This is a genomic window from Polymorphospora rubra (assembly GCF_018324255.1).
Taxonomy (GTDB): Bacteria; Actinomycetota; Actinomycetes; order Mycobacteriales; family Micromonosporaceae; genus Polymorphospora; species Polymorphospora rubra.
The window spans coordinates 256194-279428 of sequence record NZ_AP023359.1; the positions used below are offsets into that span (position 1 = coordinate 256194).

17 protein-coding genes and 2 pseudogenes are annotated in these 23235 nt (G+C 72.6%); 7 read left to right on the top strand and 12 right to left on the bottom strand.

Annotated features, from left to right (window positions below; all coding sequences use genetic code 11):
• Nucleotides 1–10: 10 nt before the first annotated feature.
• The 5 genes from tal to pgl are packed head-to-tail and all read left to right on the top strand — an operon-like array spanning nt 11 to nt 6239.
• Nucleotides 11–1183, top strand: coding sequence for a transaldolase (gene tal / locus Prubr_RS01150; protein WP_212820757.1), 1173 nt, complete (start codon nt 11–13; stop codon nt 1181–1183).
• A complete protein-coding gene (locus Prubr_RS01155; RefSeq protein WP_212820759.1) occupies nt 1180–2823 on the top strand; it encodes a glucose-6-phosphate isomerase in 1644 nt (547 codons plus the stop codon). Before tal ends, Prubr_RS01155 begins: the two co-directional genes overlap by 4 nt.
• Nucleotides 2824–2825: 2 nt before the next feature.
• On the top strand, nt 2826–4349 hold the full coding sequence (gene zwf / locus Prubr_RS01160; protein ID WP_212820761.1) for a glucose-6-phosphate dehydrogenase: 1524 nt from the start codon (nt 2826–2828) through the stop codon (nt 4347–4349).
• Nucleotides 4350–4383: 34 nt separating this feature from the next.
• The gene (locus Prubr_RS01165; protein ID WP_212820763.1) at nt 4384–5403 is read left to right on the top strand and encodes a glucose-6-phosphate dehydrogenase assembly protein OpcA; all 1020 of its coding nucleotides are present in this window, start codon (nt 4384–4386) and stop codon (nt 5401–5403) included.
• A gap of 47 nt (nt 5404–5450) precedes the next feature.
• Entirely contained in the window at nt 5451–6239 is a 789-nt protein-coding gene (pgl, locus tag Prubr_RS01170; RefSeq protein WP_212827308.1) for a 6-phosphogluconolactonase, read from the top strand.
• A gap of 17 nt (nt 6240–6256) precedes the next feature.
• On the opposite strand, the gene Prubr_RS01175 is transcribed toward pgl, so the two are convergent.
• The 11 genes and pseudogenes from Prubr_RS01175 to uvrA form a co-directional block, all read right to left on the bottom strand.
• A complete protein-coding gene (locus Prubr_RS01175) occupies nt 6257–6601 on the bottom strand; it encodes an RNA polymerase-binding protein RbpA (protein ID WP_212820765.1) in 345 nt (114 codons plus the stop codon).
• Between the two features lie 165 nt (nt 6602–6766).
• Nucleotides 6767–7030: a preprotein translocase subunit SecG gene (gene secG, locus Prubr_RS01180; RefSeq protein ID WP_212820767.1), complete on the bottom strand. Its 264-nt coding sequence runs from the start codon at nt 7028–7030 to the stop codon at nt 6767–6769.
• A 120-nt stretch (nt 7031–7150) separates the two neighbouring features.
• Nucleotides 7151–7942 (bottom strand): triose-phosphate isomerase, encoded by a 792-nt coding sequence (tpiA, locus tag Prubr_RS01185; protein ID WP_212820769.1) that lies wholly within the window; start codon nt 7940–7942, stop codon nt 7151–7153.
• A gap of 4 nt (nt 7943–7946) precedes the next feature.
• Nucleotides 7947–9149: a phosphoglycerate kinase gene (locus tag Prubr_RS01190; RefSeq protein ID WP_212820771.1), complete on the bottom strand. Its 1203-nt coding sequence runs from the start codon at nt 9147–9149 to the stop codon at nt 7947–7949.
• A complete protein-coding gene (gene gap / locus Prubr_RS01195) occupies nt 9146–10150 on the bottom strand; it encodes a type I glyceraldehyde-3-phosphate dehydrogenase (protein ID WP_212820773.1) in 1005 nt (334 codons plus the stop codon). Before gap ends, Prubr_RS01190 begins: the two co-directional genes overlap by 4 nt.
• A gap of 255 nt (nt 10151–10405) precedes the next feature.
• Nucleotides 10406–11385 (bottom strand): annotated as a pseudogene (whiA, locus tag Prubr_RS01200) (DNA-binding protein WhiA).
• A 55-nt stretch (nt 11386–11440) separates the two neighbouring features.
• Nucleotides 11441–12397, bottom strand: coding sequence for a gluconeogenesis factor YvcK family protein (locus Prubr_RS01205; protein WP_212820775.1), 957 nt, complete (start codon nt 12395–12397; stop codon nt 11441–11443).
• A 77-nt stretch (nt 12398–12474) separates the two neighbouring features.
• Nucleotides 12475–13383, bottom strand: coding sequence for an RNase adapter RapZ (gene rapZ / locus Prubr_RS01210; protein WP_212820777.1), 909 nt, complete (start codon nt 13381–13383; stop codon nt 12475–12477).
• A 116-nt stretch (nt 13384–13499) separates the two neighbouring features.
• Nucleotides 13500–15662: an excinuclease ABC subunit UvrC gene (gene uvrC, locus Prubr_RS01215; protein ID WP_212820779.1), complete on the bottom strand. Its 2163-nt coding sequence runs from the start codon at nt 15660–15662 to the stop codon at nt 13500–13502.
• A gap of 128 nt (nt 15663–15790) precedes the next feature.
• Nucleotides 15791–16255: a Rieske (2Fe-2S) protein gene (locus Prubr_RS01220; protein ID WP_212820781.1), complete on the bottom strand. Its 465-nt coding sequence runs from the start codon at nt 16253–16255 to the stop codon at nt 15791–15793.
• Nucleotides 16256–16481: 226 nt separating this feature from the next.
• Nucleotides 16482–19442, bottom strand: a pseudogene (uvrA, locus tag Prubr_RS01225) (excinuclease ABC subunit UvrA); the annotation flags it as partial.
• 472 nt (nt 19443–19914) lie between these two features.
• Between uvrA and Prubr_RS01230 the strand changes: the two are divergent.
• On the top strand, nt 19915–21252 hold the full coding sequence (locus tag Prubr_RS01230; protein WP_212820783.1) for an EAL domain-containing protein: 1338 nt from the start codon (nt 19915–19917) through the stop codon (nt 21250–21252).
• Here the strand turns inward: Prubr_RS01230 and rsgA are convergent.
• Nucleotides 21249–22298 (bottom strand): ribosome small subunit-dependent GTPase A, encoded by a 1050-nt coding sequence (gene rsgA, locus Prubr_RS01235; protein ID WP_212820785.1) that lies wholly within the window; start codon nt 22296–22298, stop codon nt 21249–21251. The two genes, Prubr_RS01230 and rsgA, sit on opposite strands and share 4 nt — an antisense overlap.
• Before the next feature lie 218 nt (nt 22299–22516).
• On the opposite strand from rsgA, the gene Prubr_RS01240 reads away from it, so the two are divergent.
• A complete protein-coding gene (locus Prubr_RS01240; RefSeq protein WP_212820787.1) occupies nt 22517–23233 on the top strand; it encodes a maleylpyruvate isomerase family mycothiol-dependent enzyme in 717 nt (238 codons plus the stop codon).
• The last annotated feature ends 2 nt before the right edge of the window (nt 23234–23235 follow it).

The following is a 23235-nucleotide window of genomic DNA, read 5'->3' on the forward strand; positions in this document are numbered from 1 at the left end:
GGGGACTGCCATGACGGACCGGCTTGCTGAACTCTCCGCCACAGGCGTGGCGATCTGGCTCGACGACCTCTCCCGGACCCGGCTCAGCTCCGGCGGGCTGGACCAGCTCCGGCGGGAGAAGCACGTGGTCGGGGTGACCACCAACCCGACGATCTTCGCGAAGGCGTTGAGCGACGCCGACGAGTACAACTGGCAGCTGCGCGACCTGGCCACCCGTGGCGTGACGGTCGAGGAGTCCGCCCGCATGCTGACCACGTACGACGTGCGGTGGGCGTGCGACGTGATGCGCCCCGCGTACGACGCGACGAACGGCGTCGACGGCCGGGTGTCGATCGAGGTGGACCCGCGGCTGGCGCACGAGACCGACAAGACCGTCGCCGAGGCGAAGGCGCTGTGGTGGCTGGTCGACCGGCCCAACCTGTTCATCAAGATCCCGGCGACCGCCGACGGCCTGCCGGCGATCACCGCGACCCTGGCCGAGGGGATCAGCGTCAACGTCACGCTGATCTTCTCGCTGGAGCGGTACGCCGAGGTGATGGACGCCTTCCTCGCCGGCCTGGAGCAGGCCAGGGCCAACGGCCACGACCTGACGAAGATCGGCTCGGTCGCGTCGTTCTTCGTCTCCCGCGTCGACAGTGAAGTAGACAAGCGATTGGATCGGATAGGTGGCGAGGCTGCGGACGCCGAAGGCAAAGAGCGCACGGCCGCGTTGAAGGGCCGGGCGGCGATCGCCAACGCCCAGCTCGCCTACCAGCGCTACAGCGAGGTCTTCTCCTCCGACCGCTGGCAGGCGCTCGCCGACGCCGGCGCGCACCCGCAGCGTCCGCTGTGGGCCTCCACCTCGACCAAGAACCCCGACTTCCGCGACGTCATCTACGTCGAGGAACTCATCGCCCCGGGCACCGTCAACACCATGCCCGAAGCCGTCATCCACGCGTACGCCGACCACGGCGAGACCCGCGGCGACACCGTCACCGGCGCCTACGACGACGCCCGCGGCGTGCTCGACGCGCTCACCGCCGCCGGCATCGACCTCGCCGACGTGGTCGCCGTGCTCGAACGCGAGGGCGTCGAGAAGTTCGAGGCCAGCTGGAACGAACTGCTCGACGGTGTACGCAAGTCCCTGGACGCCGCGGCGCACGGCGCGGCCACCCCCAACAAGGCAGCCGGAGGAAACCCGTGAGTGATCTGCTGGACGGTGGCGTCGAGGCGGCGGCGGGACTCGCCGTCTACGGCGCCGACGCGGTCGACAAGGAGGCGCCCGCCTCCACCCGGGCCGCGCTGGTCGGCGACGGCGTACCGGGCAAGCTCGCCGCCAAGGACCCCACGCTGTGGGGCCCGGAGGCCGAGGAGGAGGCGAAGATCCGCCTCGGCTGGATCGACACCTTCCGGCGCAGCCGCGAACTGCTCCCCCAGCTCGCCGAACTGCGCGCGGAACTGGGCGACCTCGACCACGTCGTACTCGCCGGGATGGGCGGCTCGTCGCTGGCGCCCGAGGTCATCGCCCGGACCCTGGGCAAGCCGCTGACCGTACTCGACACCACCGACCCGCACCAGGTCGGTGCCGCCCTGCGCGACCGGCTGGACCGCACCGTGGTCGTCGTCGCCAGCAAGTCCGGCTCCACCGTCGAGACGGACAGCCACCGGCGGGCCTACTGGCAGGCGTTCCTCGACGCCGGCCTGACCGAGGCCGAGGCCGGCCGGCACTTCGTCATCGTCACCGACCCCGGCTCGCCGCTGGAGGCGACCGCGGCCGAGATGGGTGCCCACGTCGTCCTCGCCGACCCCGAGGTCGGCGGCCGCTACTCGGCGCTGACCGCCTTCGGCCTCGTCCCGTCGGCCCTGGCCGGGGTCGCCGTCGCCGACCTGCTCGACGAGGCCGACGAGTTCGCCGGCTCGCTGGCCGGCGACACCGACAACCCCGGACTCGCCCTCGGCGCGGCACTGGGCACCGCCGCCACCGTCGGCCGCGACAAGGTCGCGCTGATCTCCGACGGCACCGGCATCGAAGGACTCGGCGACTGGATCGAGCAGCTCGTCGCCGAGTCGACCGGCAAGAGCGGGATCGGCATCCTGCCGGTCGTCGTCGAGGCCCCGGAGAGCCCCGGTGCCACCGGCGACGACATACTCACCGTCACCACCGGCGGCGCCTGCCCGCCCGGCACCGTGCCCGGCGGCGGCGTACGCCCGCACCTGGCCGTCAACGGCCCGCTCGGTGCCCAGTTCCTGGTCTGGGAGTACGCCACCGCGATCGCCGGCCGGGTGCTCGGCATCGACCCGTTCGACCAGCCGAACGTCACCGAGTCCAAGGACAACACCAACCGGCTGCTCGCCGCCGGTCTGCCCACCGAGACGCCCGCGTTCACCGAGGGCGCCGTCGAGGTGTACGGCGGCACCGGCGGCACCCTCGCCGCGGTGCTGCGCGGGCTGGTCGACAACGTCGACGGCGACGGCTACCTCGCGGTGATGGCCTACCTCGACCGGTTCGGCGACGCCACCGCGGCCGACGTACGCCCGCTGCTCACCGCCGCGTCCGGCCGGCCGGTCACCTTCGGCTGGGGCCCGCGGTTCCTGCACTCCACCGGGCAGTACCACAAGGGCGGCCCGCAGGTCGGCGCGTACCTTCAGATCACCGGGGCGGTCACCGACGACCTGCCGGTGCCGGGCAAGCCGTACAGCTTCGGGACGCTGCAGGCGGCGCAGGCCGCCGGCGACCGGGAGGCGCTCGCCGGCCGCGACCGGCCGCTCGTCCGGCTGCACCTGACCGACCGGGCCGCCGGCGTGGCGCAGCTGCTCGACACCGTTCGTAACCTGCGGGACTGACAATGGTCGGCGTGAACCCGCTACGTGATCCGCAGGACCGGCGGCTGCCGCGGATCCCCGAACCGTGTGCGCTGGTCATCTTCGGGGTGACCGGTGACCTGTCCCGCAAGAAGCTGCTGCCGGCCGTCTACGACCTGGCCAACCGGGGCCTGCTGCCGCCCGGCTTCGTCGTCGCCGGCTTCGCCCGCCGCGACTGGGGCGACGGCGACTTCGAGTCGCTGGCGTACGAGTCGGCGAAGAAGCACGCCCGTACCCCGTGGCGGGAGGAGGTCTGGGCCCGGCTGATCGGCAACATCAAGTTCGTCGGCGGGTCGTTCGACGACGACGCCGCATTCGACCACCTCGCCGAAACCCTCGACGACCTGCGCCAGACGCACGGCATCACCGGCAACGCCGCGTTCTACTTCTCCATCCCGCCGGCGGCGTTCCCGGTCGTGCTCAAGCAGCTCGCCCGCACCGGCCTGGCCGACAACGCCAAGTCCGGCGGGTGGCGGCGGGTCGTCGTGGAGAAGCCGTTCGGCTTCGACCTGCCGTCGGCGAAGGCCCTCAACGACCTGGTCGACGACGTCTTCACCCGCGACGACGTCTTCCGGATCGACCACTACCTGGGCAAGGAGACGGTGCAGAACATCCTTGCCCTGCGCTTCGCCAACAACCTCTTCGAACCACTGTGGAACTCCCGGCACGTCGACTCGGTGCAGATCACCATGGCCGAGGACGTCGGGATCGGCACCCGGGCCGGCTTCTACGACACCGCCGGCGCCGCCCGCGACGTGCTCCAGAACCACCTGCTGCAGCTGCTGGCCCTGGTCGCGATGGAGGAACCGACCAGCTTCGACGCCGCCGAGATCCGGGCCGAGAAGCTCAAGGTGCTGAAGGCCATCGCGCTGCCCGACGACGTCGCCACCGGCACCGTACGCGGGCAGTACCTGCCCGGCTGGGTCGCCGGTGAGCGGGCCGTCGGCTACCTCGACGAGAACGACGTGCCGAAGGACTCCACCACCGAGACGTACGTCGCGGTGCGGCTCGGCATCCAGAACCGGCGCTGGGCCGGCGTGCCGTTCTACATCCGGTGCGGCAAGCGGCTCCCCCGCCGCGTCACCGAGGTCGCCATCATGTTCAAGAAGGCGCCCCACCTGCCGTTCAACCCCGCCGACGTGGAACTGCTCGGGCACAACCAGCTCGTCATCCGGGTCCAGCCCGACGAGGGTGTCGTGCTCAAGTTCGGCTCCAAGGTGCCCGGCACCACCATGGAGCTGCGCGACATCGCCATGGACTTCCAGTACGGCGAGGCGTTCACCGAGCAGAGCCCGGAGGCGTACGAGCGGCTCGTACTCGACGTGCTGATCGGTGACCGCACCCTGTTCCCGGACGCCGCCGAGGTCGAGCAGAGCTGGGCCGTGGTCGACCCGCTGGAGCAGGCGTGGGAGGGCACCAAGCCGGAGCCGTACCGGTCCGGTGAATGGGGGCCGCGGGCCGCCGACGAGATGCTGGCCCGCGACGGCCGGGCCTGGCGGCGGGCATGACCGGGCGGAGCGAGGGAACCAGCGGGAGGAAGCCGTGATCGGGTTGTGGGACACCACCGGCAACGAGGTGGTGAAGGCGCTCGCCGCCGAGCGGCGCAGCGCGGGCGGTGTCGCCAGCGGCATGGCGCTGACCCTGATCGTGGTCGTCGACGAGAAGCGGGTCCGCGAGGCGGAGGCGGCGGCGACCATCGCCGCCGCCGCCCACCCGTGCCGGCTGCTGGTCGTCGTCCGCTCCGACATCAACGGCGAACGCAACCGCCTCGACGCGGAGATCGTCGTCGGCGGCCGTCTCGGCCCCTGCGAGGCGGTCGTCATGCGGATGTCCGGCCGGCTGGCCCTGCACGCCGAGTCGGTCGTGATGCCGCTGCTGGTGCCGGACGTACCGGTCGTCACCTGGTGGCACAGCGAACCACCGGACGAGATCGCCACCGACTTCCTCGGTGTCGTCGCCGACCGGCGGATCACCGACACGGCACAGGCGGCCGACCCGGTCGAGGCGCTGCACCGGCGCGCGACCGACTACGCCCCCGGGGACACCGACCTCGCCTGGACCCGGATCACCCCGTGGCGCACCCTGGTCGCCGGGGCGTTCGACACGACCGCGGCCGAGGTCACCGAGGCCACCATCACCGCACCGCCGACCGATCCGACGGCGGCGCTGATGTCCGGCTGGCTACGGGCCCGCCTCGGCATCTCACCCACGCTGCGGGAGACGACCGAGTTTCCCCGCATGCGGTCGGTCGAGCTGCGCTGCGCCAACGGCGACGAGCTGGAACTGGTCCGCGAGGGCGGCATGGCGACGTTCCGGCGTACCGGCCAGAACGAACGGCAGCTCCCGCTGGTCCGCCGGCCGCTCGGCGACGAGCTGGCCGAGGAGTTGCGGCGGCTCGACGCCGACCAGATCTACTCGCAGTCGCTGGAGGCGATGGCCGGCGAGTCCGGCCTCGACGACCGGCCGGCGCAGCGGGTGCACGTGTGGCGCGATCCGATCGCCGCGAAGCGGGCCGAGGCGCAGGTGGGTGCGCACGCCGGCCCGGGCGGTTCCGCCGGGTGAGCGGGCCGGAGCCGGGTCGGCCGGCACCGGGCGGGGCGACGGCCGGCGTGAGCCGGAGTGTGTTCCGCGACCGGGACGAGCTGGTCCGGGTCGTCGCCGCCCGGCTGGTGGAGGCGTTGGCCGGTGCGCAGGCGGCCCACGGCAGCGCGTCGGTGGTGCTCACCGGCGGGCGGGTCGCCGCCGACGTCTACCGGACGGTCCGCGAGCGCACCGACCGGGACTCCGTCGACTGGTCGAGGGTCGACGTGTGGTGGGGCGACGAGCGTTTCCTGCCGGCCGGCCACCCGGACCGCAACGAGACCCAGGCCCGGGCGGCACTGCTCGACGCGCTGCCCCTCGATCCGGCCCGGGTGCATCCGATGCCGGCCGACGACGGGCCCGACGGCGCCGACCCGCAGGCCGCGGCACAGCGTTACGCGCAGGCCCTCGCCGGGGCCGCCGGCCCCGACGGCGACCTGCCGCGGTTCGACGTGCTGCTGCTCGGGGTCGGTGAGGACGGGCACGTCGCGTCGGTGTTTCCCGGCCATCCGGTCACCGGCGCCACCGAGCCGGTCGCCGCGGTCCGCGACAGCCCGAAACCGCCACCGGTACGAATCACCCTCACCCTGCCGGCGATCGGCACCGCCGGCGAGGTGTGGCTGGTCGCGGCCGGTGCCGACAAGGCCGGCGCGGTGCGGCTCGCCCTGACCGAGGCCGGCGCCGATGCGGTTTCGGCCGACGCCGCCGCGCCGGGCGCCTGGACCGGGACGGCCGGGGCGCTGCCCGCGGCCGTCGTACGCGGCGTCGACCACACCCACTGGTTCCTCGATCGGGAAGCCGTCCCGCCCGGCCCGTGACCGGGCCGGGCGGGCCCTCAGTCTTCGCCGCGGCGCCGGCGCAGGGCGGCCAGGGCCTCGGCGAGGATCGCCGCGCCGTCCGCCTCGCTGCGCCGCTCCTTCACGTACGCCAGGTGCGACTTGTACGGCTCCGGCCGGGCCGGGTCCGGCGGGTTGGCGGCGTCGAGCCCGCCGGGCTGCCCGCAGCGCGGACAGTCCCAGGTCGCCGGCGGTGGCGCGTCGGCCGCCAGCAGGATCGGGTTGGCGTGCCCGTCGGCACACCAGTAGGTGACCGACCGGCGGGGTGCGGGCTCACCGCGCTCGACCGGTCGCATCGGACCGGATCCGATCCGGACACCCCGGATGGCATTGCCACTGGCCACGGTCGTCGCTCCTGTCGTCGGGTGCGGTGCCGCCGGACGGCGGCGCGACACGATGGAGCGCGACGTGCGCCACCGAACCGGAGCGGCAACGGACGAGCGGCCGCCAAGAGATCGGCGCGCGGACCGCAGTGCGGTCCGCGCGCCGAGTCTACGACTGATCGTGGCTCAGGAGGCACCCGTGTTCATCGCGAGCTTGAGCCAGAGGCCGAGCCCGACGATGCAGGCGAACCACACGATGCCGACCAGGACGGTGTAGCGGTCGAGGTTCTTCTCCGCGACCGACGACCCGGCCAGGCTGGAACTGACGCCGCCGCCGAACATGCTCGACAGACCGCCACCCTTACCGCGGTGCAGCAGGATCAGCAGGGTGAGCAGTGCGCTCGTGATGACCAGCAACACGATCAACGTGTATGCGAACGCGATCGGCATAGTTAGGTCAGTCCTCTCGATTACGGGGCCGCGCCAAGGATAGCGGTAGGACCACGATCATGTGCACCGGGTACGGATCGACCCCCGGCCACCGGGCGGTGGCGGGGGGTCGACGACCGGCTACCGGGACACGTGCTCCGGGAAGCGGACGATCTTGGCGAACTCGTCGGCGTCGAGGCTCGCCCCGCCGATCAGCGCGCCGTCGACATCCGGCTTGGCCATGATGCCGGCGATGTTCGACGACTTCACCGACCCGCCGTAGAGCACCCGGGTGCGCTCGCCGGTCTCCTTGCCGAACCGCTCGGCGACCCGCTCGCGTACCGCCCCGCAGACCTCCTGGGCGTCCTCCGGCGTGGCCGTCTTGCCGGTGCCGATCGCCCAGACCGGCTCGTACGCGATGACGACCTTCTCGACCTGCTCGGCGGTCAACCCCTTCAGGGCCGCGTCGAGCTGGTCGCTGCAGTGCGCCACGTGACCGGCCGCCTCGCGGACCTCCAGCCCCTCGCCGACGCACAGGATCGGCGCGAGGCCGTGGGCGAGCGCGGCGGCCACCTTGGCGTTGACCGTCGCGTCGTCCTCGTGGTGGTAGGCCCGCCGCTCCGAGTGCCCGACGACGACGTACTGGCAGCCGAGCCGGGCGAGCATCGGGCCCGAGATCTCACCGGTGTAGGCACCCGACGCGTACGGCGACAGGTCCTGGGCGCCGTACCCGATCAGGAGCTTGTCGCCGTCGATCAACGTCTGCACGCTGCGCAGGTCGGTGAACGGCGGCAGCACGACCGTCTCGACCTCGGTGAGCTGCTTCTCGTTGAGGCTGAACGCCAGCTTCTGGACCAGCGCGATGGCTTCCAGGTGGTTCAGGTTCATCTTCCAGTTGCCGGCCATCAACGGCCGGCGGACAGTGTCAGCCACCGAGCTATCCTTCCAGCGCCGTGATGCCCGGGAGGTTCTTGCCCTCCAGGTATTCCAGCGAGGCACCCCCGCCGGTCGAGATGTGCCCGAACGCGGACTCGTCGAGGCCGAGCGTGCGTACGGCCGCCGCCGAGTCGCCGCCGCCGACGACGGTGAACCCGTCGACCTTGGTGATCGCCTCGGCGACCCCACGGGTGCCGGCCGCGAACGGCTCCAGCTCGAACACGCCCATCGGCCCGTTCCAGAAGACCGTGCGGGCATTGCCGACCGCCTCGGCGAACAGGGCCACGCTGCGCGGGCCGATGTCGAGCCCCATCCGGTTGGCCGGGATGGTGGCGGCGTCGACGACGGTCCGCTCCGCGTCGGCCGAGAACGCCGTGGCCGCGACCACGTCGACCGGCAGCACGATCCGGTCACCGGCGCTCTGCAGCAGCTCGCGGCAGGTTTCGACGCGGTCCTCCTCCAGCAGCGACTGGCCGACCTCGTAGCCCTGCGCCTTGAGGAAGGTGAAGCACATGCCGCCGCCGATCAGCAGCCGGTCGACCTTCGGCAGCAACGCCTCGATCACCGCCAGCTTGTCGGAGACCTTCGAGCCGCCGAGCACGACGACGTACGGCCGGTCCGGGTCACCGGTCAGCTTGGCCAGCACCTCGACCTCGCGCAGCACCAGCCGGCCGGCGAAGTGCGGCAGCCGGGCCGGTACGTCGTAGACGCTGGCGTGCTTGCGGTGCACGGCGCCGAAGGCGTCGTCGACGTACGCGTCGGCGAACGCGGCGAGCTGGTCGGCGAAGGCGCCCCGCTCGGCGTCGTCCTTGCTGGTCTCCCCCGCGTTGAACCGCAGGTTCTCCAGCAGCGCCACCTGCCCGCCGGTCAGTGCCCCGACCGCCGCCCGCGCCGAGTCACCGACGGTGTCCTCGGCGAAGACCACCGGGGTGCCGAGCAGGTCACCGAGGCGGGTCGCCACCGGCGCCAGCGTGTACTTGGGATCCGGCGCGCCCTTGGGCCGCCCCAGGTGCGAGACCACGACCACGGCCGCGCCGGCGTCACGCAGCGCGGCGACCGTGGGCAGCACCGCCCGGATCCGGCCGTCGTCGGAGATGACGCCCGGCCGCTCCTTCTCGAACGGGACGTTCAGGTCGGCGCGTACGAGTACGCGCCGACCCGACACACCCTCGGCGAGAAGATCATCGAGGGTACGGATGCTCACAGGGACGAACCCACCAGCTTGACCAGGTCGACCAGGCGGTTCGAGTAGCCCCACTCGTTGTCGTACCAGCCGACGACCTTGACCTGGTCGCCGATCCGCTTGGTGAGGCCGGCGTCGAAGATGCAGGAGGCCGGGTCGGTGACGATGTCGCTGGAGACGATCTCGTCCTCGGTGTAGACCAGGATGCCCTTGAGCGGGCCCTCGGCGGCGGCCTTCAGCGCGGCGTTGACGTCCTCGACCGACGCCTCACGCGACAGCGTGACGGTCAGGTCGGTGGCCGAGCCGGTCGGGATCGGCACCCGCAGCGCGTAGCCGTCGAGCTTGCCCTTCAGCTCCGGCAGCACCAGGCTGACGGCCTTGGCCGCACCGGTCGAGGTCGGCACGATGTTCAGCGCCGCCGCGCGGGCCCGGCGCAGGTCCTTGTGCGGGCCGTCCTGGAGGTTCTGGTCCTGGGTGTACGCGTGGATGGTGGTCATCAGGCCACGCTCGATGCCGAACGTGTCGTTGAGCACCTTGGCCATCGGCGCGAGGCAGTTGGTGGTGCACGACGCGTTGGAGATGATCGAGTGCTGCGCGGCGTCGTAGGTGTCGTGGTTGACACCCATGACGACCGTCACGTCCTCGTTCTTGGCCGGGGCCGAGATGATGACCTTCTTCGCGCCGCCGTCGATGTGCGCCCGAGCCTTGTTGGCGTCGGTGAAGAAGCCGGTCGACTCGACGACCACGTCGACACCGAGGTCACCCCAGGGCAGCTTGCCCGGGTCCCTCTCCTCGAAGACCTTGACGGTGTGGCCACCGACGGTGATCTCGTCCGCGGTCGCCTTCACCTCCTGCGGGAAGCGGCCGAGGATGCTGTCGTACTTGAGCAGGTGGGCGAGCGTCGCGTTGTCGGTCAGGTCGTTGGCGGCGACGATCTCGATGTCGGCGCCCGACGCGGACACCGCCCGGAAGAAGTTGCGGCCGATGCGGCCGAAGCCGTTGATGCCAACCCGGATGGTCACAGGTTCCATCTCCTCGCATTCTGGTCCGCCGGGAAAGCCCGTGACCGGCGGAAAAATTCTGTGCGCCGACCATCCGCGGTCGGCCGCCGAAGGTCACCCCGGCCGCCCCGCCACGCCTCCGGAAGAAGCTCTGACCGCCAGAGGCGGTGCGTGCGGCGGGTTGGGCCGGGTGCCGGCCCCGTCGCCGTACGCTGCGACCCTATCCGAGCGCTGTCCGTCGTGGTGCGTCGGGGCGGAAACCGCCCGGGGCGGTGCTCAGACGACCATCATGTCCGGTGTGACGGCCGCCTCGGTGTCGGGGATGCCCAGGTCACGCGCCCGCTTGTCGGCCAGGGCGAGCAGCCGCCGGATGCGGCCGGCGATCGCGTCCTTGGTCAGCGGCGGGTCGGCGAGCGCACCCAGCTCCTCCAGCGACGCCTGCCGGTGCTCCAGCCGCAGCTGGCCGGCCGACGTCAGGTGGTTGGGGGCGTCGTCGGCAAGGATCTCCAGGGCCCGGGTGACCCGGGCCGCGGCGGCGACCGCCGCCCGCGCCGAGCGGCGCAGGTTGGCGTCGTCGAAATTGGCCAGCCGGTTCGCGGTGGCCCGCACCTCGCGGCGTACCCGACGCTCCTCCCAGGCGAGCACGCTGGAGTGCGCGCCGATCCGGGTGAGCAGCGCGGCGATCGCGTCGCCGTCCTTGACCACCACCCGGTCGACACCGCGCACCTCACGGTATTTCGCGGTGACACCGATCCGGCGGGCGGCGCCGACCAGGGCCAGCGCCGACTCCGGTCCCGGGCAGGTGATCTCCAGGGCGCAGGACCGGCCCGGCTCGGTGAGCGAGCCGTGCGCCATGAACGCGCCCCGCCAGGCCGCCACCGCGCAGCACACGCTGGCCGACACCACGTGCGGCGGCAGACCGCGGACCGGACGCCCGCGCACGTCGAGCAGGCCGGTCTGGCGGGCCAGCGCCTCGCCGTCCTTGACCACCCGCACGATGTAGTGGCTGCTCTTGCGCAGGCCACCGGAGGCCAGCACATGGATCTCGCTCGGATAGCCGTAGACCTCGGCCACCTCGCGGCGCAGCCGCCGGGCGACCGAGCCGGTGTCGAGTTCGGCCTCGACGACGACCCGGCCGGAGACGATGTGCAGGCCCCCGCGAAGCGCAGCAGGGCGGCCATCTCCGCCCGGCGGCAGCAGGGTTTGGGTACGTCGACCCGGCTCAGCTCGTCCTTGACCGAAGCGGTCATCGCCATTTCTCACGTCACCTCGTGGCCGGTTCCGGCGTGCTGCCGGTGATTTCGTACGTGCTTAACGAACGGAACCCAGTACGGGCACCAGTGCGGCCGCCAATGCGACCGGATCGTGTCGTGGGCCGCCGTCGGGGACCGCCACCGGGGCGAGCAACAGCCGCGCACCCAGCGATTCTGCCGCACGATTGACCGGTTCGGGGTCACCTACGGCTTTCCCGTCCGCGATAACCGTGTCAACTGCCAACTCCGGAAGGTACCGGTGCAGCGCCGCCAGGTGCCCGGCGACCGAAAGTCCGTCGGTCTCCAGCTCGGCGGCCAGGTTGAGGGTCACCAGGCGCCGGGCCGGGCTGGCCACGATCGCGGCGGCGAGCTCGGGCACCAGCAGGTGCGGGATGACGCTGGTATACCAGCTGCCCGGGCCGAAGATCAGCCAGTCGGCCGCCGTCACCGCCGCCAGCGCCTGCGGGCAGGCGGCCGGCGCACCCGGGGTCAGGCGGACGGTCTCCACCCGGCCGGTCGTGACCGCCACCTCGTGCTGGCCGCGGACCGTGACCAGCTCGTCGGGGCGGGCCGGGTCGAGCCCCCGTACGTCGGCCTCGATCTCCACCCGGTCGCAGGACATCGGCAGCACCCGGCCGGTGGCGTTCAGCATCCGGGCCGCGTGGTCGAGCGCGGTAACCGGGTCGCCGAGCAACTCCATCAGCCCGCACAACACCAGGTTGCCGACGGCGTGCCCGACGAGCGGATCGTCGTCGGGCTGGCCCGCCGGAACCGGGGTGAACCGGTGCTGGAAGAGATCGGCGCTGCGCCGGGTCTCCGGGGAGTCGGCGGCCAACGCGACGAGCGCCTGCCGCAGGTCGCCGGGCGGCAGCGAACCGCGGTCGGTACGCAACCGCCCGCTCGACCCACCGTCGTCGCCGACCGTCACCACCGCGGTGATGTCGAGGTCGAGCCGGCACCGGCGCAGCGCGCGCAACGAGGCGGCCAGCCCGTGGCCGCCGCCGAAGGCGACCACCCGGACCGGACCCGCTCCCGCTTCGCGCGCCGGTCGGGCCGATAACGGCCCGACCGGCGGCTCCGGCCGCGGGCCCGTCACTCGCGCCCCAGGTCGCGGTGTTGCGGGTTGGCCGACAGCCAGGCCAGCCGCAGCCGGGCGGCCAACTCCTCGGCGATGGCGACGCTGCGGTGCTTGCCGCCGGTGCAGCCGACCGCGACCGTCAGGTAGCGCTTGCCCTCCCGCTCGAACCCGGCGGCGGTGGAACTGATCAGCCCGGCGTACGCCTCGATGAACGCGATGGCGCCGTCCTGGCCGAGCACGTAGTCGCTGACGTCGGCCTCCCGGCCGGTGTGTTCGCGCAGCTCCGGTACCCAGTACGGGTTCGGCAGGAACCGCGCGTCGAGCACGAAGTCCGCGTCCGGCGGCAGGCCGTACTTGAACCCGAACGACAGCACCGTCACCCGCAACCGCCGGGCGTCCTCGCCGCCGAACAGCTCCTCGACCCGGCGACGGAGCTGGTTGACGTTGAGATGGCTGGTGTCGATGATCACGTCCGCCTGGTCGCGGGCCTCCTCGAGCAGCTTGCGCTCGGCGGTGATGCCGTCGACCAGCCGTCCCTCGCCCTGCAACGGATGTGACCGCCGTACGCTCTCGAAGCGCCGGATCAGCACCTCGTCGTCGGCGTCGACGAAGACCACCCGGGGCTGGAAACCCCGCTCCCGCAGCGCCTCGATCGCACCGGCGAGATCCGTGGAGAAGGCCCGGCTGCGGACGTCCAGCACCATCGCGGTCTGCCGGGCGGCACCACCGGCGGCGTACGCCAGCTCGGCCATCTCGAGCATCAGCGCCTGCGGAAGGTTGTCGACGACGTAGAAGCCGACGTTCTCCAGCGCACGGGCCACGGTGCTGCGACCACCGCCGGAGACGCCGGTGACCACCACCAGCCGGGTATCCGACCGGGTCGCGGCACCCGGCCCGGTCACGTCCTCACCAGCTTCGCTCACGGCGCCACCTCGCTCCGCTCGGCGGCACCGTGCTCAATGGTTCGCTCGCTGCGCTCGCTCACGATCTCCCCGTCGTGTACGGGCGGCCCGTCGGGCCGCTCGACCAGAATCCGATCCTAGGCGTCGTCCCGGCCCGCGGCCGGTTCGGACCCGGAGTGGTGTCGGTCATCCCGGCTGCTGCCGGCGTCCTCTCCCGGCCCGGCGGTGTCCGGGCCGGCGGGCACGTCCGGCCGCGACGGGGTGGCCGGCTCGTCGCCGAGGGCCGTGAGAATCGCCTCGGCGGTGCGCCGGCCGACGCCGGGCACCTCGGTGATCTCCTCGACCGTCGCGCCCGACAGGCGTTTCAGCGACCCGAAGTGGCGCAGCAGCGCCTTGCGGCGCACCTCGCCGAGGCCGGGCACCCCGTCCAGGCCGGACGCCGTCATCCGCTTCGATCGCCGCTGGCGGTGGTAGGTGATCGCGAACCGGTGCGCCTCGTCCCGGATCCGCTGGAGCAGGTAGAGCGCCTCGGAGGTGCGCGGCAGGATCACCGGGAAGTCGTCGTCGGGCAGCCACACCTCCTCCAGCCGCTTGGCCAGTCCGCACAGGGCGACGTCGTCGATGCCCAGCTCGGCCAGGACCCGGGCGACGGCGGCGACCTGCGGCTGCCCGCCGTCGACGACCACGAGCTGCGGCGGGTAGGCGAACCGCCGCGGCCGGCCCGTGGTCGGGTCGAGCAGGCTGCCCACCGGTCCCCCGTCCGACCCGCCGGCCGGGCCGGCCGACCCACCGCCGTCCGGGACGGCGACCGCCGGATCGTCGCCGACCGGGCCGCCGGACAGGCCGGGCCGGGCCGGGTTCGCCGCACCGGCCGGGGTCGCGGCGTCGGCCGCCACCTCGTCCCTGGTCGCGTCGAGGTAGCGGCTGAACCGTCGCCGCAGCACCTCCGCCATCGCGGACAGGTCGTCGGTCGCCCCCCGGACGGCGAACCGGCGGTATTCGCTCTTGCGCGGCAGCCCGTCCTCGAAGACCACCATGCTGGCGACCACGTCGGTGCCCTGGATCTGGGACACGTCGAAACACTCGATGCGCAGCGGCGCGGTCTGCATGCCGAGCGCCTCGGCGATCTCGTCGAGCGCCTTGCCGCGGGTGGTGAGGTCACCGGACCGCTTCAGCTTGTGCCGGACCAGCGCCTCGGTGGCGTTGCGGCCCACCGTTTCCAGCAGGGCCTTCTTGTCGCCGCGCTGCGGCACCCGCAGGGTGACCCGGCTGCCGCGGTGCTGGGACAGCCACTCGGTGAGCGCCCCGGCGTCGTCGGGCAGCGCCGGCACGAGCAGTTCGCGCGGCACGTCGGCCTCGCCGTGCTGGCCGCCGTAGACCTGGGTGCAGAAGTAGTGCACCAGGTCGCCGGTGGTCAGGTCCTCGACCTTCTCCACGACCCAGCCGCGCTGGCCGCGGACCCGGCCGCCGCGTACGTGGAAGACCTGGACGGCCGCCTCCAGCGGATCCTCGGCGAAGGCCACCACGTCGGCGTCGGTGCCGTCGCCGAACACCACGGTCTGCTTTTCCATCGCCCGGCGCAGCGCGGCCAGGTCGTCGCGCAACCGGGCGGCCTGCTCGAACTCCAGCCGTTCGCTGGCCTGCGCCATCTCGCGTTCGAGCCGGCGGACCATCGTGTCGGTGCGGCCGGCCATGAAATCGCAGAACCGGTCGACGATCTCCCGGTGCTCGTCGGCGCTGACCTGTCCGACGCACGGCGCCGAGCACTTGCCGATGTAGCCGAGCAGGCACGGCCGGCCGGCCTGGCCGGCGGCCTTGAACACCCCGGAGGAGCAGGTGCGGGCCGGGAAGACCCGCAGCAGGAGGTCGAGCGTCTCGCGGATCGCCCAGGCGTGCGAGTACGGCCCGAAGTAGCGCACGCCTTTGCGCTTCTCGCCGCGCATGACCTGCAACCGGGGGAACTCCTCGCCGACGGTGACCGCGAGGTAGGGGTAGGACTTGTCGTCGCGGTACTTGACGTTGAACCGCGGGTCGAACTCCTTGATCCAGGTGTATTCGAGCTGGAGCGCCTCGACCTCGCCGCCGACGATGACCCAGTCGACCGAGGAGGCCGTCGTCACCATCTGCTGGGTGCGCTGGTGCAGGTGCCACGGGTCGGTGAAGTAGGAGTTCAGGCGGCTGCGCAGGTTCTTCGCCTTGCCGACGTAGATGACCCGGCCGCCCGGATCGTAGAAGCGGTAGACCCCCGGCGCCTCGGGAATCGTCCCCGGGGCGGGGCGGTAGGTCGAGGGGTCAGCCACGGCGGCAAGCCTAGCCCGTACGTCCGACACGACCCGGCCGACGGACCGGACCGGGTACGCGAACCGGGTGTGCCGGTCCGGCACGTCGCGCGGGGCGCCCGTTCGGCGCCCCGCCGCGACGCCGGCGATCAGCCGAGGACGATGTTGTCGCCCTGGACGGTGACCGTCTTGGCCTGCAGCGGCGCGGTGGCCGGGCCGCTCTGCGGCGAGCCGTCCTCGATCGAGAACCTGCTGTCGTGGCAGGTGCAGTTGATCGTGCCGCCCTCGATCCGGCTGACCGGGCACTGCTGGTGGGAACAGATCGAGCTGAACGCCTTGAAGTCACCGGCTGTCGGCTGGGTCACGACGACCTGCTGGGCGGCGAAGATGGCCCCGCCACCGACCGGTACGTCGGCGGTCGTGCCCAGGGTGACGCCGCCGCCCGTGTCGCCGCCACCGGTCGGTGCCGTGCCGGGCGTGGAGCCGCCGCCGGCCGGGGACTCGTCGTCGCCGCAGGCGGCCAGTACGACGGTCGCGCCGACCGCGCCGGCACCCGCGAACAGCGAACGGCGGGTGGTGCTACCCGGCCCGGTCACGACCTGGTCCTCACTCATGCGAAGCCCTTCCTGTCTGCTGGTGGGCCCTGGATCTTCCACGGCCCACCAGAAGGCACGGAACCGGCCCGGCGGTGGTTCACTGGACCGCCGGGCGGGCGGTTCAGCCGCTGGTCCGGGAGGCCGCCTTGCGGGGCGCGCGGGTCTTCGGCGCGCCGGCGCCGTCGGCCTTGCCGTCGGCCTTCGCGGCGGTCGCCTTGGTGGCCGTCGTCCTGGTCGCCTTGGCCGCCGTCGCCTTGGTGGCCGTCGCCTTGGTGACCGTGCCCGCGGCCTTCGCGCCGGTGGCCCGGCCGTTGGCCTTCGCCGCCCGGGCGACCGCCGCCGCCCCGCCGCCGGGCTCACCGGCCAGGCCGAGCACCGGGCGCAGGAACTGGCCGGTGTGGCTGTCGACCACCTCGGCCAGTTCCTCCGGGGTGCCGGCGGCGAGCATCGTGCCGCCCCGGTGGCCGCCCTCCGGGCCCATGTCGATCAGCCAGTCGGCGGACTTGATCACATCGAGGTTGTGCTCGATGACGATGACCGTGTTGCCCTTGTCGACCAGCCCCTCGAGGACCTTGAGCAGCTTGCGGATGTCTTCGAAGTGCAGGCCGGTGGTCGGCTCGTCGAGCACGTAGACGGTCCGCCCGCTGGAGCGCTTCTGGAGCTCGGAGGCGAGCTTGACGCGCTGCGCCTCGCCACCGGACAGGGTCGGCGCCGGCTGACCGAGCCGGACGTAGCCCAGGCCGACGTCGACGAGGGTCTTGAGGTGCCGGTGGATGGCCGGGATGGCGGCGAAGAACTCGGCGGCCTCCTCGATCGGCATCTCCAGCACCTCGGAGATGGTCCGGCCCTTGTAGTGGACCTCCAGCGTCTCCCGGTTGTAGCGGGCGCCCTTGCAGACCTCGCACGGTACGTAGACGTCGGGCAGGAAGTTCATCTCGATCTTGATGGTGCCGTCGCCGGAACACGCCTCGCAGCGTCCGCCCTTGACGTTGAACGAGAACCGGCCCGGCCCGTAGCCGCGTACCTTCGCCTCGGTGGTCTCGGCGAACAGCTTGCGTACGTGGTCGAAGACCCCGGTGTAGGTGGCCGGGTTGGAGCGCGGCGTACGCCCGATCGGCGACTGGTCGACGCCGACGACCTTGTCGACGTGTTCGAGGCCGCTGACCCGGGTGTGCCGGCCGGGCACCAGCCGGGCCCGGTTGAGCTGGTTGGCGAGCACCGTGTAGAGGATGTCGTTGACCAGGGTCGACTTGCCCGACCCGCTGAGGCCGGTGACGGCGATGAACTGCCCGAGCGGAAAGCTGACAGTCAGGTTCTTCAGGTTGTGCTCGCGGGCGCCGTGCACGACCAGTTCACGGCCGGCAGTCTGCGGCCGGCGGGTGGCCGGCGTCACGATCGCCTTCCGCCCGGACAGGTAGGCGCCGGTCAGTGACTCCTCGTTGGCGAACAGGTCGTCGACCGAGCCGCTGTGCACGATCCGGCCACCGTGTTCGCCGGCGCCCGGACCGATGTCGACGATCCAGTCGGCGGCGCGGATGGTGTCCTCGTCGTGCTCGACGACGATCAGGGTGTTGCCCAGCCCGCGCAGGCGTACGAGGGTTTCGATCAGCCGCTGGTTGTCCCGCTGGTGCAGACCGATCGACGGCTCGTCGAGCACGTAGAGCACGCCGACCAGGCCGGAGCCGATCTGGGTGGCGAGCCGGATCCGCTGCGCCTCGCCGCCGGAGAGCGTGCCGGCCCCCCGGTCGAGCGAGAGGTAGTCGAGCCCGACGTCGACCAGGAACCGCAGCCGGGCGTTGATCTCCTTGAGCACCCGCTCGGCGATCATCTTCTGCCGGTCGGTGAGGACCAGGCCGCCGAGCAGGTCGGCGCACTCGCCGACCGACAGGTTGGTGACCTCGGCGATGTTCTTGCCGGCCAGGGTCACCGCGAGGACCTCGGGCTTGAGCCGGGTGCCGCCGCAGGTGCCGCACGGTACGTCGCGCATGAAGCCTTCGTAGCGGTCCCGGGACCAGTCGGACTCGGTGTCGGAGTGCCGCCGCTCGATCCACTGCACCACGCCCTCGAAGCCGGTGTAGTAGGAGCGTTCCCGGCCGTACTTGTTGCGGTAGCGGACGTGGACCTGGTCCTCGGAGCCGTACATGATCGTCTTCTGGGCCCGGGACGGCAGCTTGCGCCACGGGGTGTCGAGGTCGAAGTGCTCGGCGTCGCCGAGGGCCTCGAGCAGGCGCAGGAAGTATTCGAGGGTGTGCCCGCCGCTCCACGGTGCGATGGCCCCCTCGCGCAGGGTCCGCTCCGGGTCGGGTACGACCAGGTCGGCGTCGACCTCCTTCTTGGTGCCGAGGCCGGTGCACTCGGGGCAGGCACCGTACGGCGCGTTGAAGGAGAAGACCCGGGGTTCGAGGTCCTCGATCGCCAGCGGGTGGTCGTTGGGGCAGGCCAGGTGCTCGGAGAAGCGCCGCTCGCGGTGGGGGTCGTCGTCGGCCAGGTCGACGAAGTCGAGCAGCACGATGCCGCCGGCCAGCGCGAGCGCCGACTCGACCGAGTCGGTCAGCCGCTGCTTGGCGCCGGCCTTGACGGTGAGCCGGTCGACCACCACCTCGATGGTGTGCTTCTCCTGCTTCTTGAGCTTGGGCGGCTCGGCGAGCGGGTGCACCACGCCGTCGACCCGGGCCCGGGCGTAGCCCTTGGCCTGCAGTTCGGCGAAGAGGTCGACGTATTCGCCCTTGCGCCCGCGCACGACCGGGGCGAGCACCATGAACCGGGTGCCCTCCGTCATGGCGAGGACCCGGTCGACGATCTGCTGCGGGCTCTGCTTGGAGATCCGCTCTCCGCAGACCGGGCAGTGCGGCTCGCCGACCCGGGCGAAGAGCAGCCGCAGGTAGTCGTAGACCTCGGTGATGGTGCCCACGGTCGAGCGGGGGTTGCGTGAGGTCGACTTCTGGTCGATGGAGACCGCCGGGCTGAGGCCCTCGATGAAGTCGACGTCGGGCTTGTCCATCTGCCCGAGGAACTGCCGGGCGTACGACGACAGCGACTCGACGTATCGGCGCTGCCCCTCGGCGAAGATCGTGTCGAACGCGAGACTGGACTTGCCCGAGCCGGACAGCCCGGTGAACACGATCATCGCGTCCCGCGGCAGGTCGAGGTTGACGTCGCGCAGGTTGTGCTCGCGCGCGCCACGGATGATCAGTCGGTCGGCCACTGTCCGCCCACTCCCGGTTGCGATATAAGGGGATCTGCCCGTATTGCGATACAGGTACGGATCATATTTCTCGACGGCAGGGGTCGCGGCCGCCGACCACCGGGACATCGACGCGGCAACCCGTCGATGTTGTCGATCATCGACGCGGTCACCCATCGACACGGTCACCCATCGAAACCGATGCCCGGCGGACGTAGGTGCCAACGACACAGAAACGTCGCGGCTACTGTATCCGCGGGGTATGACACTTTCCCTCTCCCCCGAATTCCCGCACCCCCGACCGTGCCGACCACCGGGCCGCCGGGCCACCGCGGCCACCGCGGCCACCGCCGATCGTCCGCCGGGCGAGGCAGAGGCGAAAAATCAGTCATCCTGCCCATACCGGTCAGCCGAACGGCTACGTAAGGTAGATCACCAGCGGTCACCATCCGACCGCCGAACGTCATGTCGCCAGCACCCACCGGGGGGATCAGTGGCATCAGGCCCGTACCCGCCCGTACCCGCCCGGCCCGGCCCGGGCCCGACGGCCGGGCCCGGGTCGGGCACCGGGACCGCGACCGGGTCACCGGCCACGACCGGCCCGCTGCGCGACCTGCTCGCCACCCGGCTCGCCCACGGCCACCGGGACTTCACCCTCGCCTACTGCGCCGTCGCCGGGTTCGGCGAGATCCTCGACACCCTCGGACCGGCGGCCGCGGGCCGACTGGTCGACCGGGTCGGCCGCGAACTGGCCACCGCGCTGCGCCCCGCCGAGACCTGCACGCCGCTGCCCGGCGGCTTCTTCGCGCTGTTGCTCGCCGGCGCCCCGCCGGCCACCACCGGCCACCGGCTGGCGGACCTCGTACGCCGGGCCAGCGGTTGGACGCCCGACGTCTACGGTCAGGTCACCGCCGGCGCGGCGGCCGCCGACGGGGCGGCCGGCGCCGACGACCTCGCCGCGCACGCCGGCCTCGCCCTGGCCGAGGCGAACCGCCGCGGGCCGGGCTCGGTCGCGCTCTTCGAACCACGCCTGTTCACCGCCGCCCGCGCCCGGGTCGACCTCGAACGCGACCTGCGCCGCGCCGTCGAGGCCGACCGGATCACCGTGCACTACCAGCCGGTGCACGACCTCACCGACGGCGCCGTCGTCGGGTACGAAGCCCTCGCCCGCTGGTCCGACCCGGATCGCGGCCACGTCTCCCCCGCCGAGTTCATCCCGGCCGCCGAACGCGCCGGGCTCATCGACGACCTCGGCATGACCGTGCTCCGGCAGGCCCTGGCCGACCTGCGGCGGTACGGCGTACCGCGGGACCGCTGGCTGTCGATCAACGTCAGTCCGCTCCAGCTCGACGACGACTTCGCCCGCCGGCTGCTGGTCACGGTCGACCGGGCCGGCATCCCGGCGGACCGGCTCCGGGTCGAGATCACCGAGTCGGCGATGCTGCGGTCGACCTCCGGCTACACCCAGCTCGACGAGATCCGTCGCCGGGGCGTACGGGTCCTCGTCGACGACTTCGGCACCGGCTACTCGTCGCTGGCCAGCCTGCGCCGGCTGCCGGTCGACGGCATCAAGATCGCCCGGGAGCTGCTGCACGACGGCGCCCCCGCCCCGGCCGACACGACCGTGGTCCGCGCGGTACGCCTGCTCGCCGCCGGCGCCGGGATCACCGAGATCATCGCCGAGGGCGTCGAGAACGCCGCCGAGGCGCGTACCCTCGCCGCCCTCGGCGTGCCGTACGGGCAGGGGTTCCATCTCGGGCGGCCGGCACCGGCCGCCCGGGCCCTGCGCCCGCCCGGACCGACCCCGGTCGGGCGAGTGCCGGTCGCCTAGGGACGGGCCCGACCGGCCCGCTTCCATCTGGGCCGCTGCTCGGACGCCACCCGGACGTCGCGGCGGCGGGTCTCGAACGCGACCTCCCGCTGCAGCTTGCGCCAACTCTCCCAACGCCGGGCGGTGAGATCGCCGGACTCCAGCGCGGCCCGGACCGCGCACCCCGGCTCCCCGTTGTGCGCGCAGTCGCCGAACCGGCACCCGGCGGCGAGTCCGGCAATGTCGGCGAACGCCTGGTCGAGGCCCTCGGCGGCGTCGAGCAGGCCGACCGCCCGCACACCCGGGGTGTCCACCACCGCGCCACCGCCCGGGATCGGGATCAGGGCCCGGTAGGTGGTGGTGTGCCGGCCCTTGCCGTCGACGCCGCGGACCCCCTGCGCGGCCATCACGACCGCCCCCGCCAGGGCGTTGACCAGCGTCGACTTGCCGGCGCCGGACGGTCCCAGCAGCGCCAGGGTCCGGCCGGCGGCGACCGCCGGACGCAGCGTGTCGACGCCGTCGCCGCGCTGCGCGCTGACCGGCACGATCTCGACGCCGGGCGCGATCTCGGCGATCTGCCGGGCGACGGCCGCCGGGTCGGCGGCCAGGTCGCATTTGGTGAGTACGACCACCGGCCGGGCGCCGGACTCCCAGGCGAGCGCGACCAGCCGTTCGATCCGGCCGGCGTCCGGCTCGGGGTCCACCGGTTCGACGACCGCCACGGTGTCCACGTTGGCGGCCAGCACCTGCCCGGTGGAGTCCTTGTCGGCGGTACGCCGCACGACGGCGGTGCGCCGGGGCAGCACCGCCTCGGCGGTGACACGCTGGTCGGGCCAGTGCCGGACCACCACCCAGTCGCCGGCACAGGGCAGGTTCGCCGGGTCGCGGCCGGCGGCGACCAGGACCGCACCGGCGAGGCTGGCGCGTACGGTGCCGTCGGCGCACAGCACGGTGCAGGCGCCCCGGTCGACGCGGATGACCCGGCCGGGCCGGTGGCTCGGATCGGGCGCGCGGAACGCGGCGGCCCGTTCGGCGTCCCAACCGAGGGACGAGATGTCGAACGTCATGGGAACCCTCTTGTGCGTGATGGTGCCGGCGGCCCGGGCGGGCCGTCAGATACCGGGTGAGACGGGGCTGGTCGCGTGCGTCCGCGCGGATGGCGGCATGACTGGCACCCCCTCTCGGTTCCTGCGTGACGCGTCGACATCGACGGTAGAGCCTCGTCCGACCCGCCGAAAGGCATTTCCGTCCTGCCCGGCGCCGGTACGACGGCTAGGGTCGGACCGTGACGGCTGACCCGCTCGTACTCATGGCCGAGGTGCACCGCGCGACGGACCGGCTGCTGACGACGGTGGCGGGTCTGTCCGACGCCGCGGTCGCCGCGCCGTCGGCGCTGCCCGGTTGGAGCCGCGGGCACGTGCTCACCCACCTGGCGCGCAACGCCGACGGGATGACCAACCTGCTGGAGTGGGCCCGGACCGGGGTGGTGACCCCGCAGTACCCGAGCTGGGAACGCCGGGTCGCCGACATCGAGGCGGGGGCCGGCCGGCCGCTGACCGACCAGCTCGCCGACCTGCGTGCCTCGGCCGCCCGCCACGCCGCCGCGGCCGACCGGCTGACCAGCGAGATGTGGCTGACCACACTGGAGATCCCGGACCGGCCGCAGACCGCGGCGTACGGGGTGTGGCGGCGGCTGCGGGAGGTCGAGGTGCACCACGTGGATCTGGCCGCCGGCTACCGGCCCGGGGACTGGCCGGACGCGTTCGCCCTCCACCTGCTGCACGAGATCGTCAGCGGCTACGCCGGGCGCGACGACGCGCCGGCCGTGGTGCTGTGCCCCGTGGAGACGGGACAGGAACTGTCCGTCGGCGCCACCGGGGCGACGCCGACGGTTTCCGGGCCGGCGTACGCGCTGGCCGGGTGGCTCACCGGACGGTCCACCGGCGAGTCGCTCGAGGTCACCCCGGACGGACCGTTGCCGATACCGCCGAACTGGATGTGAAG